10 protein-coding genes and 2 pseudogenes are annotated in these 13410 nt (G+C 71.5%); 5 read left to right on the top strand and 7 right to left on the bottom strand.

The genetic code is table 11. The annotated features are described in order from the left end of the window. Positions 1–8: 8 nt before the first annotated feature. Entirely contained in the window at positions 9–773 is a 765-nt protein-coding gene (locus QT196_RS30420) for an HAD family hydrolase (RefSeq protein WP_168481817.1), read from the bottom strand. A 451-nt stretch (positions 774–1224) separates the two neighbouring features. Between QT196_RS30420 and QT196_RS30415 the strand changes: the two genes are divergently transcribed. After that, entirely contained in the window at positions 1225–1857 is a 633-nt protein-coding gene (locus tag QT196_RS30415) for a TetR/AcrR family transcriptional regulator (RefSeq protein ID WP_168481816.1), read from the top strand. 32 nt (positions 1858–1889) lie between these two features. Here the strand turns inward: QT196_RS30415 and QT196_RS30410 are convergent, their stop codons facing one another. Then, positions 1890–2918 carry an NADP-dependent oxidoreductase gene (locus QT196_RS30410; protein ID WP_290356061.1) on the bottom strand — a complete coding sequence of 343 codons (1029 nt, stop codon included), beginning with the start codon at positions 2916–2918 and terminating at the stop codon, positions 1890–1892. 227 nt (positions 2919–3145) lie between these two features. On the opposite strand from QT196_RS30410, the gene QT196_RS30405 reads away from it, so the two are divergent. Together QT196_RS30405 and QT196_RS30400 are read left to right on the top strand one after the other, a co-directional pair. Next, the gene (locus tag QT196_RS30405; protein WP_248001370.1) at positions 3146–3742 is read left to right on the top strand and encodes a ScbR family autoregulator-binding transcription factor; all 597 of its coding nucleotides are present in this window, start codon (positions 3146–3148) and stop codon (positions 3740–3742) included. A 148-nt stretch (positions 3743–3890) separates the two neighbouring features. Continuing rightward, positions 3891–4868 carry a ScbA/BarX family gamma-butyrolactone biosynthesis protein gene (locus QT196_RS30400; protein ID WP_168481814.1) on the top strand — a complete coding sequence of 326 codons (978 nt, stop codon included), beginning with the start codon at positions 3891–3893 and terminating at the stop codon, positions 4866–4868. A 109-nt stretch (positions 4869–4977) separates the two neighbouring features. Here QT196_RS30400 and QT196_RS30395 read toward each other — a convergent pair whose 3' ends face one another. Together QT196_RS30395 and QT196_RS30390 are read right to left on the bottom strand one after the other, a co-directional pair. After that, positions 4978–7269 (bottom strand): bifunctional salicylyl-CoA 5-hydroxylase/oxidoreductase, encoded by a 2292-nt coding sequence (locus QT196_RS30395; RefSeq protein WP_168484079.1) that lies wholly within the window; start codon positions 7267–7269, stop codon positions 4978–4980. A gap of 2 nt (positions 7270–7271) precedes the next feature. Further along, positions 7272–8099: an enoyl-CoA hydratase family protein gene (locus QT196_RS30390; protein WP_168481813.1), complete on the bottom strand. Its 828-nt coding sequence runs from the start codon at positions 8097–8099 to the stop codon at positions 7272–7274. A 303-nt stretch (positions 8100–8402) separates the two neighbouring features. Here QT196_RS30390 and QT196_RS30385 point away from each other — a divergent pair. After that, positions 8403–8648, top strand: a pseudogene (locus tag QT196_RS30385) (ATP-binding protein); the annotation flags it as partial. 402 nt (positions 8649–9050) lie between these two features. Beyond that, a pseudogene (locus QT196_RS30380) lies at positions 9051–9158 on the top strand (ATP-binding protein); the annotation flags it as partial. Here the strand turns inward: QT196_RS30380 and QT196_RS30375 are convergent. From QT196_RS30375 to QT196_RS30365, 3 genes are all read right to left on the bottom strand, one after another. Beyond that, complete coding sequence (locus tag QT196_RS30375; protein ID WP_168484078.1) at positions 9127–10641, bottom strand: amino acid permease; 1515 nt, start codon at positions 10639–10641, stop codon at positions 9127–9129. The pseudogene QT196_RS30380 and the gene QT196_RS30375 sit on opposite strands and share 32 nt — an antisense overlap. A 199-nt stretch (positions 10642–10840) precedes the next feature. Continuing rightward, positions 10841–11845: an ornithine carbamoyltransferase gene (gene argF, locus QT196_RS30370; RefSeq protein WP_290356060.1), complete on the bottom strand. Its 1005-nt coding sequence runs from the start codon at positions 11843–11845 to the stop codon at positions 10841–10843. Positions 11846–11980: 135 nt separating this feature from the next. After that, the gene (locus tag QT196_RS30365) at positions 11981–13216 is read right to left on the bottom strand and encodes an arginine deiminase (protein WP_168481810.1); all 1236 of its coding nucleotides are present in this window, start codon (positions 13214–13216) and stop codon (positions 11981–11983) included. Positions 13217–13410: the final 194 nt, after the last annotated feature.

Below are 13410 nucleotides of genomic sequence, written 5' to 3'. Positions count from 1 at the left end.
CACCGGCCTCAGCGGCGGCGCTGCTGGGCCCCCACCTTGACGCCCGAGCGCGGCCGGGCGGCGGCGATCACGGAGACCACGTCCTTGAAGGAGCCGCACATCCGGGTGCCGGCGACCCCGGCGAGCTCGCCGAACGTGCCGACCCCGTAGGTCACCGCGACCGGCTCCATGCGCGCGGTGACCGCCATCCTCATGTCCCCCACGGTGTCCCCCACATACGCGCTCTGCCAGGCCGCGACACCGAGCCGGCCGGCCGCCCGCAGCACCATCTCCGGGTGCGGTTTGCCGCGCCGGACCATGTCCTGGCCGATGACCGGACCGACCAGGTCGCGGATGCCCATGACGTCGAGCAGCGCCTCCGCGCTGCGGGTGGTCTTGGACGTGGCGACCGCCAGCTCGACCCCGTGGGCGCGCAGCGCGGACAGCCCCGCGGTCACGCCCGGGAAGAGCAGCTGCGGCCCCAGGCACAGCACTTCGTAGGCGAACAGTTCGCGGTAGCGGGAGATCGCGGCCTGCACCCGGCTGTCGTCCTCGGGCCTGCCGAGCAGCCGGCCGAAGGCGGGGCCGGGCGGCTTGCCGATCGCGGCGGCCGCCTGCCGTGCGGTCACCGAACATCCCTGCTCCGAGGCCACCTTGATCAGCAGTTTGCTGATCGCGGGGAGAGTGTTGGCGAGGGTGCCGTCCAGGTCGAAGACGGCGGCCCGGATCGTCTCACCTCCGGCGCCCCGTACACCTCTTACGGGACGTTCGCCGACTTCCGTTGCTACGCGCATGGCTGGAGACCTTTCCGGATTGCGATGGGGGGTGCAGGGGCTCGGGTGACGTTGCTGGCTCGGCTGATGGGGCGGCCTGCGGTCGACGACTGGTTTCGGCAGCGGCGGTCTCGCCATGACGCACCGCCGTCCGGGGCGGCACGCAACCGTCGAGGCGGCGCATCGGAAGGGAACGTCCCGTTTACCGCCTTCGGAGATTTAAAAACCGCCTGCGCTGTTTGTCAATGCATCCCCGTGTCCCCTGACGGGTCGACAACACCTCTTTGCGCAGCCAGACTGGGGGCGCATGCCCCCCGGGAGGCGCCGAGCGCCGGATCGAGCGAAAGATCGTCACCTTCGCGTCAGGGCCCGCTAGTTCCGGCCAATCCCGTGAAGCATATCGAACCGCATGGTTGGTTTTCTATGTAGACTGCAATGAGCTCGCAGCCGTACTAGAGACGGGACGGACACCGTGCCCACCCAGCATCGCGCCATCCAGAGCCGCCAGGCACTCATCCGCTCGGCCGCAGAGACCTTCCTGGAGAAGGGGGTTCCCGCAGCGGGCATGGTCGAGATCAGCCGGCGGGCCCGGCTGAGCAAGGGAGCGCTCTACTTCCACTTCACGTCGAAGGACGACCTCACGCTCGCGGTGCGGGACGCGGCACTGGAGGCCCTACAGGAGCTGGAGGACACCTTCACCCGCTCGACGCAGCCACTGACCATCGCCGTACGGGACTTCACCACCGCGCTGTTCAGCCGGGTGGAGTCGGACGCGGTGCTCCGCGCCGGCTTGCAGCTGCGGCCGGAGACGGCGCCGGGGCTCGGTATCTACGCCCTGGAGCAGCGCTGGTATGCGCTGTTTCTCGACAAAGCGGTGACCTGTGGGACCGGCGGGCCGGCCGGGCCGCACGCGACGGACACCGAACCGCGGCGTACGGCCCAGCTGTTGACCTCGCTCGTGGTCGGTCTGCTGCATCTGGGCAGTGAGGACGGGACGTGGTGGGACCACGAGGGCATCGTCGACCTGTGGGCGCTGCTGCCGGCCGCACCGGGCCGGATCCCGGCCGCCGTCCCGGCTCCGGCGCAGCTTCCGGCGGCCGGCTGACCCCGGCCCGCCCCGTTCGGTATGCCCCGGCCTCACAACTCGACCAGCACGGCCCCGATATGACGACCCTGCGTCAGTTCGCGCAGCGCCTGCGGCGCCTGTTCGACCCCCTTCAGAAGGGCATGCGGGAAGACCAGCGTGCCCTCCCGCAGGCCCTGGCCGAACTCCTTCGTCCACTCCTGCGGCAGGTCCGGATGGGCATACAGCCCGAATCCGCGCAGGGCCACCCGCCGGCTGATGATCAGCCCCGGGTCCAGCTCCACCGGGGCGATGTCGCCACGGTCCCCGCCCAACTGGCTGGAGAGTGCGCCGACCAGCACGAACCGCGCCTCGGGACGGGCCACCGCGAGCGCCGCCGTCAGCTGTTCGCCGCCCACGGTGTCCAGCAGCACATCGATACCGCCCGGCGCGGCCCGCCGCAGCTGCCGCTCGATCGGCCCGGCGCCGCGCACGACCGTGTCGTCGTAGCCCAACTCGGCGCGCAGCCGCGCGGCTTTGCGCTCCGAGCCGGTGCTGCCGACGACCCGCCCGGCGCCCAGCCGCCGTGCGAGCTGCCCGGCCATGCTGCCCACGCCGCCCGCCGCACCACTGATGAACACGGTGTCTCCCGGCCTGACCTCGGCGGCCCGGCGCAAGGCACCCCAGGCGGTCGCCCCCTGCGACAGATGCGCGGCGGCGGTCGGCAGCGCGTCCGAGCCGAGGCTCCGTACGCGCGACGCGTCGACCACCGCGAACTCTCGCCAGCCGCAGGGGTGATGGACCAGTTCGCCGGGAGTGAAGCCGCCTCCGGGCGCCGCCACCACCTCGCCGACCGCCGCGCCCCACAGCGCCTTGCCCGGTACGAATGAGGGCATCGGCAGCCGGATTCCGGTCATCTGTGACCGCATCACCGCGGTCACCGCCATCACGCGGTTGCGCACCAGCACCTCCCCCGCGCGCGGCTCGGGCACCGGGACCTCGGCGATCGTGAAGTGGCGTGCCGTCAGCTCGCCTTCGACCTGGGTCGCCAGCCGGACCTCGCGGTGCACGGCGGGTATGGCGGGGACGACGGTGGGGGACATCGGACAGCTCCTCACGCTCGTGGCACTCGATGGTGCCGCCCCTGAGGACGACACCGGTTCACGCCAGAGAGGCCCGCCTTAGGACTGGGCGCAAATTCAATACCGCATGGTTGGCTTCTTTATGATGCGGAAATAGACTGCGCGGCCACGGGCAGCGGGTCGCACTCAGGCACAACAACTCCAAGAGAGCATACGGAGGATGATCGGTGGTCAAGCAGGAACGCGCAGTGCGCACCCGACGCGCCGTCCTCGAAGCAGCGGCTCATGTCATCGGCACCCGCGGGTACCAGGCCGCCACGATGGCCGAGATCATCCAGCGCGCCGGGGTCACCAAGGGAGCGGTGTACTTCCACTTCACGTCCAAGGACGCACTGGCCCGCGCGGTCATAACGGAGCAGACCGATCCGTTTCTGCCACAAGTCAGTGAGTCCCGGCTCCAGGACGCCATCGACTTCACCCACCAGGTGGCACTGGCCCTGCGGAGCGACCCGTTGCTCCAGGCCGGCACGCGGATCGCGGTGGAGACGACCTTCAGCGAGGACCCGCTGGTGCCGTACCAGGCGTGGACGGACATCATCACCACGATGTTCACCGAGGCCCGGGACAGCGGGGAATTACTGCCCGGCGTGGCACCGGACCGGGCGGCCGAGTTCTTCGTCGCCGCCTACATGGGCGTGCAGTTGTTCTCGCGCGCCGCGACCAACCGCGCCGATCTCCCGGAGCGGGTCACGGCCCTGTGGAAGCACACGCTTCCGGGTCTCGCGTCGCCCGGTGCGCTGAGCCATCTGGATCCGCACGGCCGCTGCGTCACGATCCCGGTCTGACGCCCCGGGCCACCGCTCGGGCGGAGCCGACGGCTCCGCCCCGGCTCCGAAAAACAAACCACATGGTCCGTATCTTAGTGTGTTCGGGCCATGACCAAGCCTCAGCCCTTCAGGGCGCTGAGAGCCGCACCACAGAAAGGAACCACCTATGGCCAGCGCCACGCTCACGCCGTACTTGCGCGATCAGCGCCACGAAGTCGGAGGCGGATCCGCCGACGGAATCCGACCGTCGTCGCTCACCACGACCGTGCCGCGTGAGTATGTCCACCGCAACGCGTTGTCCGAGGTGTTCCTGACGAACTGGCGGCGGGGCGGCGCGGACAGCTGGGTGGTCAGCGCCCAGTGGCCGCGCGCCCACACCTTCTACGGGCCGCTCCACGGGATGCACGACCCGATCCTGCTGATAGAGACGGTGCGGCAGGCCGGGATATTACTGAGCCATGTCGCGCACCAGGTGCCGCTCGACCACCCGATCATCTGGCAGCGGGTCCGCTACGACCTCGCGCCGCAGGCGCTGCGCACCGCGCAGCACCCCGCCGAGGTCGAACTGCACATCACCGACCGCGACATGGTCCACCGTGGCAAGCGCCTGGTCAGCGCCCTCCAGGAGTTCCAGATCCGGTGCGACGGCGCCGAGCTGGCCTCTGCGACGCTCGACTACTCCTGTCACAGCCCGGCCGTCTACCGACGGCTGCGCGGCGAGTACAGCGATCTGGCGCTCGCCAACTCCCGGACGCTGCCGCTGCCCGAGGCCGTGCGCCCGCAGCTGGTCGCCCGGGAACACGACCGCGATGTGGTGCTCTCCCCCACCGACCGCCCCGACCGCTGGCAACTGCGGGTGGACACCTCGCACCCGGTTCTCTTCGACCACCCCGTGGACCACGCCCCCGGCATGCTGATGGTCGAGGCCGCCCGGCAGGCCGCGCAGGCCGCCACGCCCGGCGTCACGCTGCCGGTCTCGATGGAGTGCTCCTTCTCGCGCTACGCCGAACTCGACGCGCCGACCTGGGTACAGGCGCGGACCACCGGCCGGGGCGACGACGACCGCCACCAGGTCGAGGTCGCCGTCGAACAGCACGGCCAGCCGGTCGTCTCGGCGCAGGTCAGCTGCGTACCGACGCCCTGACCTGCCCGCCGGTCCGCTGACGGCGTTCGCCGCCGGTCCGCCCGGCCCCGCCGACGTCCTTCCGGACCGGCCCCACCATCGGCCCCGCCCCGCTGCCCGTGCCTCCCCGTCACCGCAGCGTGAGGCGGGGCTTCGGCGCGTCCAGGCGTCCGGTGGGCGGAGTACGGCTGCCCGCCTGGTAGGGCAGCGGCCAGGGCGCGCCAGGACCCGCGTAGCCCTGCTCGGCGGCGGCGTGCAGGGTCCAGTGCGGGTCGTACAGATGCGGTCTGGCCAGCGCGCACAGGTCCGTACGCCCGGCCAGCACCAGGGAGTTCACGTCGTCCCAGGAGGAGATGGCGCCGACCGCGATGACCGGCACGCCGAGGGTGTTGCGGATGCGGTCGGCGAACGGGGTCTGGTAGGAGCGGCCGAAGTCGGGGCGCTCGTCGGACACCACCTGCCCGGTGGACACATCGATGGCGTCGGCGCCGTGGGCGGCGAAGGCCTGCGCCATCGCCACCGCGTCCGCCGCGGTGGTACCCCCGTCCGCCCAGTCGGTCGCGGAGATCCGGACCGTCATCGGGCGCCCGGCAGGCCAGACGGCACGGACCGCGTCGAAGACCTCCAGCGGGAAGCGCAGCCGGCCGGTGAGATCGCCGCCGTAGGCGTCGGTGCGGTGGTTGGTGAGCGGGGAGAGGAAGCCGGAGAGCAGATAGCCGTGGGCGCAGTGGAGTTCGAGCAGGTCGAAGCCGGCCCGGGCGGCGGACTCGGCGGCACGGACGAACTGCTCACGGAGGGTGGCGAGTTCGGGCTCGGTCAGGGCGTGCGGGGTCTGGTTGACGCCGGGGCGGTAGGGCAGTGCGGAGGGCGCCACGAGGGGCCAGTTGCCGTCCGGGAGCGGCTGGTCGATGCCGTCCCACATCAGCCGGGTGGAGCCCTTGCGGCCGGAGTGGCCGAGCTGGACGCCGATGGCGGTGCCGGGGGCGGAGGTGTGCACGAAGTCGGTGACCCGGCGCCAGGCCGTCTCGTGCTCCGGCGCGTACAGCCCCGTACAGCCGGGGGTGATCCGCCCCTCGGGGCTGACGCACACCATCTCCGTCATCACCAGTCCGGCCCCGCCCAGTGCGCGGGCGCCTAGGTGGACGAGGTGGAAGTCGCCGGGGGTGCCGTTGTGGTCCGCGGCGGAGTACATGTCCATCGGGGAGACCACAACGCGGTTGCGCAGGGTCAGCTCACCGAGCCGGAACGGCAGGAACATCGGGGGTGTGCCGGGCGGGGTGCCCGCCTCGTCCTGGACAGCCGCGACGAATCCGGGGTCGCGCAGCCGCAGATTGTCATGGGTGACGCGGCGGCTGCGGGTGAGGAGGTTGAAGGCGAACTGGTGCGGCGGCTGGTCGAGATAGGTGGCCAGCTCCTCGAACCAGGCGAGGCTGGCGCGGGCCGCACGCTGGGTGGAGGCGACGACGGGGCGGCGCTCCTCCTCGTACGCGGCCAGCGCGCGGGCCGTGTCGGGCTGCTCCTCAAGACAGGCCGCCAGCGCCAGGGCGTCCTCGACGGCGAGCTTGGTGCCGGAGCCGATGGAGAAGTGCGCGGTGTGCGCGGCGTCGCCGAGCAGCACGGTGTTGCCGTGCGACCAGCGGTCGTTGACGACCGTGCGGAAGGCGGTCCAGCTGGAGTTGTTGCCGTGCAGCGGCCGGCCGCGCAGGGCGTCGGTGAAGACCTTGGCGCACCACTCGGCCGACTCGCGCTCGTCGCAGCGGTCGAGCCCGGCCGACCGCCAGACCTCCTCGCGCATCTCGACGATGACCGTGCTGGCGCCGGCCGCCGGGCCCGCCGGCCGGGCGAAGGGGTAGGCGTGGAGCTGGACGACGCCGTGCTCGGTCTCCGCGATCTCGAAGCGGAAGGCGTCGAAGGCGAAGTCGGCGGCCAGCCAGATGTAGCGGCAGTGGTGGGTGGCCAGCCGCGGGCGGAAGGCGTCGGCGTGCGCGGTGCGGGTGGCGCTGTGCACTCCGTCGGCGGCGATCACCAGGTCGTACGCACCGGCCAGTTCGGCGGCGGGCGGGGCCTCGGTGCGGAAGCGCAGCTCGATACCGAGGTCGCGGCAGCGCCGGTGGAGTACGGCCAGCAGCCGGCGCCGGCCGAGCGCCGCGAAGCCGTGTCCGCCGGAGGTCAGGGTGCGTCCCCGGTGGACGATGTCGATGTCGTCCCAGCGGACGAACTCCGCCTGGAGGGCGCGGTAGACCTCCGGGTCGGCGTGCTCGATACCGCCGAGGGTCTCGTCGGAGAGCACGACGCCGAACCCGAAGGTGTCCTCGGGTGCGTTGCGCTCCCATACGGTGATCTCGCGGGCGGGGTCGAGGCGCTTGAGCAGCACCGCGGCGTACAGCCCGCCCGGCCCGCCGCCGATGACGGCGACCCGCATGGCTATTTCCCCTGCCACTTGGGGGCCCGCTTCTCCGTGAAGGCGGCGTGGAATTCCGCGTAGTCGTCGCTGTTCATCAGCAGCGCCTGGGTGGCGGCGTCCATCTCCACGGCGGCGGCCAGCGGCATATCGAGTTCGGCGGTGAGCAGCGCCTTGGTCTGGGCGTGTGCCATCGCGGGCCCATCGGCGAGCCGCTTGGCGAGCGCCGCGGCCGCCTCGTCGGCCCGGCCCTCCTCGGCCAGATCGCTGATCAGACCGAGGCGTTCGGCCTCCGGCGCGCGGACGGTGTCGCCGAGCATCAGCAGCCGGGTGGCGTGGCCGAGGCCGATGACGCGGGGCAGGAGATAAGCCGCGCCCATGTCACCGCCGGACAGCCCGACGCGGGTGAAGAGGAAGGCGAAGCGGGCGGACGGATCGGCGACCCGGAAGTCCGCGGCCAGTGCGAGCACCGCGCCCGCGCCCGCGGCGACCCCGTGCACCGCCGCGATCACCGGGAACGGGCACTCCCGCACCGCCCGGACGACCTGCCCGGTCATCCGGTTGAAGTCCAGCAGCTGTGCGGTGTCCATGCCCAGGGTGGCGCCGATGATCTCCTCGACGTCGCCGCCGGAGCAGAATCCGCGCCCCTCACCCGCGAGCACCAGGGCGCGTACGGAACGCTCCCTGGACAGCTCGGCGAGCAGGTCGCGGAGGTCGGCGTAGGCCTCGAAGGTGAGCGCGTTGAGCTTGTCCGGGCGCGCCAGGGTGACGGTGGCGACCCCGTCCTGCCGCGTCACGCGAAGGTGCTGCCAGGTCTCGGTACTGCGGGCGGATCCTGCGAACGGGCTCATCGGGCTGCCTGCCCCCTTTGGCCGGGTCGGCCGGTGGATGCTGTTCCGGATGCCTCTCGAAGTTATCACCCGTTCATGACTGTCGTCATGAGAACGCGATACGACACGGGCCGACGACAGCATCCCGCCACCCGCCGCGGCCGTCGGGGTGAACCCGCCGAAGGTCCCGGCCGCCGCATGACGGAGGTCATCCGATCCCCGGCCGCTCGCCTCTGATCCCCTGCCTCCGCGCTCCCTACGGTGGAGAGGCCCGATCCGGTCTCAGGCCGCCGACCCGGCCCTTCGCGAACGGACGAACCGCGCATGCTGGAACCGCCCACCCCCGCGACCTGGCGCATCGCGCTGCCGCGCGGCGCGACCGCCGTCCCCATCGCCCGTGCGATGGTCCGGACCGCCCTGCAGGATCTCCGGGTGACGGCCGACCGGACCACCGCTCAACTACTGACCGCGGAACTGGTCACCAACGCGCTCAAGCACACCTGCGGCGCCGCCCCCATCGAGCTGGTGGTGGAACAGCGGCCATCGGGCTGCCGGATCGAGGTACACGACGACAGCCCGCTGCTCGTGGCGGGCCTGGGCGATCAGGTCCCGCTGGGGGAGCCGGGGGCTGTGGTGGTGGCACCGGACGGTTGCGCGGCGGGCGGCGGCGCGGCGGAGGGGCCGTCGGACGGCACGGCGGGCGGCACGGCGCAGGCCGACGGCCAGGTCCCGATGCAGCGGGCGGAGGAGGCCGGGCGGTCCGGAGACGGCGCCGGGACGGGCGAGGGCAGGGACGAGGGACCGGACGAGGACGACGGGCAGCCGGAAGCCGATCGCGACGCCTACGCCGACGGCTCCCCGGACTCCCGTTCCGCAGACGACGCCGACGCCGACACTGATGCCGACGGCGATGCCACTGCCGAGAACGGCACCGACACCGGCACCGCCCCCGACGCCCCCTCCCCGACCCCGCGTGGTCTGCTGCTGATCCGGTCCCTCAGCGCGGCCTCCGGCTGTCGTCCGACGCCGCGCGGCAAGGCCGTCTGGTTCACCCTTCCCGAGGTGCGGCGCCGACGCTGACGGCGGCCGCGTCAGCACCGGTCGCGTCGGCGTCAGGCACATCGGCGTCGACCGCATCCGCGTCGGCCGCCGGGCCCTGCGGCCCCGTCGCGAGCCGCGAGCGACGGCGTCCGTAGCACGTGTAGACCAGCGCACCGGCCACCAGGAACCCGGCGAACTGGAGCCAGGTCGCCGGGCCGGTGCCGTAGATCAGATAGAGGCAGAAGGCGATGCCGAGCACCGGGCTGACCGGGAAGAGCGGGACGCGGAAGCGGCGCGGCAGATCGGGGCGGTTGCGGCGGAGCACCATCACGCTGAGGTTGACCACCGCCATGACCGCCAGCGTCCCGATGGTCGACAGGTTCATCACCGCGTCCAACGGGACGACCGCGGCCGGCACCGCGAAGACGGCCGCGACGATCCAGGTGTTGGCGACGGGCGTGGACGTCCGGGGCGAGACCCGTTCGAAGATCCGCGGGACCAGCCCGTCCCGCGCCATCGACATCAGGATGCGGGTCTGGCCGTACATGACCGCGAGGACGACCGAGGCGATGGCGACGACGGCGCCGAACGCGATCACCCCGCCGCCGAGCGTCGAGTGGGTGACGTGGTTGACGATCAGCGACAGCGCGGCGGGCCGGCCGCCGACCTGGCCGGCGGAGAGCGCGCCGATGGCGGAGAGCGCGACCAGGCAGTACAGGACGGTGACCACACCGATGCAGACCATGATCGCGACGGGGATGTTCCGCCGCGGGTCCCTGGCCTCCTCACCGGCCGTGGTGATCGCGTCGAAGCCGATGTACGAGAAGAACGCGAGCGAGGCGCCGGAGGTGATGCCGGCGACGCCCTCCGGGGCGAACGGCGACAGGTTCCCGGCCTGGAAGGCGCTGAAGCCGATCACGCAGAACAGGACCAGGACCGCGAGCTTCAGCACGGCCATCGCGGCGGTCGCGCGGGCGCTCTCCCGGACGCCGCGGACGAGCAGCAGCGCGGCGAGCAGCATCACGACGACGGCCGGGATGTTGACGATGCCGCCGTCGCCGGGCGGCTGGGAGAGCGCGGCGGGCAGCTGCCAGCCGGTCAGGCTGCCGAGCAGCTCGTTGAGGTACTGGCCCCAGCCGACGGCGACCGCCGAGACCGAGATGCCGTATTCGAGCAGCAGGCACCAGCCGACGAGGAAGGCGAGGCGCTCGCCGAGGGTGGCGTAGGCGTAGGAGTAGGCGCTGCCGGACACCGGTATCGCGCCGCCCAGCTCCGCGAAGGAGAAGGCGGTGAAGACGCAGGTGACGGCCGCCAGGACGAAGGACACGATGACGGCGGGACCGGCCTCGGCGACCGTGTCGGACAGGCCGACGAAGATGCCGGTGCCGACGATGGCGCCGATGCCGAAGCAGATGAGCTGGAAGAGCCCCATGCTGCGCCGGAGGCCGTTGCCTTCGAGGTCCGCGCCCGATTCGGCGATGAGGAGGTCGGGCGATTTGATGCGCAGTCCGGACGGACGCAGGAAGGGCGGGCGCACGGTGTGGTTCTCTCTCTGGTGGTGCGACGCGCGTGGCGGGGGTGCGGCCACACACGGAGCGGGGTCCGGACCGGTGGGTCCGAACCCCGCGAGCGGATCGATGGTAACCGCCGAAACCGTATGATCGCCCGTCTGCGTGTATGGCTATGCGGTGGGCTGTTTTGTCCGGTGTGCCCGGCAGGGTCTAACGGGCGAGCGTCGCGACCAGCACCGCCTTGATGGTGTGCATCCGGTTCTCCGCCTCGTCGAAGACGACCGAGTGCGCGGACTCGAAGACCTCGTCGGTGACCTCCAGCGACGACAGCCCGTGCCGCGCGTGGATCTCCCGGCCGAGCGCGGTGCCCAGGTCGTGGTACGCGGGCAGGCAGTGCAGGAACTTCACGTCCGGCTTGCCGGTGGCGCGCAGCACGTCCATGGTGACCGCGTACGGGACGAGCAGCGCGATCCGCTCGTCCCAGACCTCCTTGGGTTCGCCCATGGAGACCCAGACATCGGTCGTCACGAAGTCCGCGCCGCGCACGCCCTCGGCCACGTCCTCGGTGAGCGTGATGCGGGCGCCGGAGGCGTCGGCCAGCCGCTGCGCCTCGGCGATGACCATCTCCTCGGGCCACAGCTTCTTGGGCGCCACGATCCGTACGTCCATGCCGAGCAGGGCGCCGGTGACGAGGTAGGAGTTGCCCATGTTGTTCCGGGCGTCGCCGAGGTAGGCGAAGGCGGTCTCCGTCAGGGGGCGGCCCCGGCCGTGCTCGACCATGGTCAGCACATCGGCGAGCATCTGCGTCGGGTGCCAGTCGTCGGTCAGCCCGTTGAAGACCGGCACCCCGGCGTAGGCGGCCAGCTCCTCGACGTCGGACTGCCGGCTGCCGCGGAACTCGATACCGTCGAACATCCGGCCCAGGACCCGGGCGGTGTCCTTCACCGACTCCTTGTGCCCGATCTGCGAGCCGGACGGGTCCAGATAGGTGGTGGAGGCACCCTGGTCCGCGGCGGCGACCTCGAAGGAGCAGCGGGTCCGGGTCGAGGTCTTCTCGAAGATCAGGGCGATGTTCCTGCCCTGGAGGCGGGGGACCTCGGTACCGGCGCGCTTGGCCGCTTTCAGCTCGGCCGCCAGGTCGATCAGTCGGCGGAATTCCTCGGCGCTGAAGTCCAGCTCCTTGAGGAAGTGGCGGCCCGTGAGGTCTATCGCCATGGGTGGGCTCCTGGGTTCGCGGCGGTCGGGACGGACTCGGACCCTGGAATTATATACGCATGCCCGCATCTCTATACGGGCTGGCGGCTGCGGTACGGGTCCGGTCCCTCCTCCCGGGCGGAGTACCCGGCACGCTCAGGCTGCCCCCGGCACCGCGTCCCTCGCCACCGGACAGCTCATACAGCGCGGCCCGCCGCGGCCGCGCCCCAGCTCGCTCCCCGGGATCGTGATCACCTCGATGCCGCGCTTGCGGAGGAAGGTGTTCGTGGTGACGTTCCGCTCGTACGCCACCACCACGCCCGGCTCCACCGCCAGCACATTGCAGCCGTCGTCCCACTGCTCCCGCTCGGCGGAGTGCACATCCTGGGTCGCGGTCAGCACCCGGATGTCCGCCAGCCCCAGCGAGGCCGCTATGGCGCGGTGCATATGCTCCGGCGGATGGTCGGTGACCTTGAGGTCCTGATCCCCCGAGCCCGGCTCGATGGTGTACGAGCGGAGCATCCCCAGGCCCTCGTACTGGGTGAAGGTATCTCCGTCGATCATCGTCATCACGGTATCCAGATGCATGAACGCCCGGCGCTTCGGCATATCGAGCGCCACGATCGTGCGCGCCGAACCCGCCGCGAACAGCCCCCGCGCCAGCAGCTCGACGGCCTGGGGCGTGGTCCGTTCGCTCATCCCGATCAGTACCGCGCCACGGCCCATCACCAGGACGTCGCCGCCCTCGATCGTCGAGGGGTAGTCCGCCTGCCCCTCCGACCAGACATGGAAGTCCCCGCCGCGGAAGAGCGGATGGTGCCGGTAGATCGCCTCGTAGTGCACGGTCTCGCGCTGCCGGGCGGGCCAGCGCATCGAGTTGATCGACACCCCGTTGTAGATCCAGGCGGAGGTGTCGCGGGTGAAGAGGTGGTTGGGCAGCGGGCCCAGCAGGAAGTCGTCCAGGTCCATCACATGGAAGCGGACCGAGGTCGGCTCGGCGTGCCGCTCCAGGAACTCCCGCTTGGTCATACCGCCCACCAGCGCCTCGACGAGCTCCGGCACCGGCAGTTCGTCGAAGGCGGCCCGCAGATGGTCGGTGGCCAGCGGCCCGTATTCCTTCTCGTCGAAGACGCGGTCGAGGACGAGCCGCCGCGCCTCGGGGATCTGGAGGCTCTCGGCCAGCAGATCGCCGAAGAGGTGCACCTCCACCCCCCGGTCCCGGAGCACATCCGCGAAGCCGTCGTGCTCGGCCCGCGCCCGGCGCACCCACAGGACGTCATCGAAGAGCAAGGCGTCCTTGTTCGAGGGCGTGAGCCGCTTCAGCTCCAGATCGGGGCGGTGCAGGATGACCCGGCGCAGCCGCCCGGCCTCGGAGTCGACTTGGAATCCCATCCACCCATCTTGGCCGCTCGGACGGCTCTGCGGAGGGAGTCGGGCGATGTCGGTCCGGTCAGGCCCGGGAGTTGCGCAAAAGCATCGGCTGTCCCGTGGGCCCCAGGAGTGTTCCCGGCTCTGCGGCTCGTGCTCGGCCGCCGTCTCTCCGCCGCCACGGCATCCAGGCGGTCTGCGACGGCCGGGAGGGGAAG

The organism is Streptomyces sp. P9-2B-2 (genome assembly GCF_030406865.1).
GTDB classification, from domain to species: domain Bacteria; phylum Actinomycetota; class Actinomycetes; order Streptomycetales; family Streptomycetaceae; genus Streptomyces; species Streptomyces platensis.
Note: the sequence above shows the minus strand (reverse complement) of the source record. Positions and strands in the feature narration are given on the sequence as shown.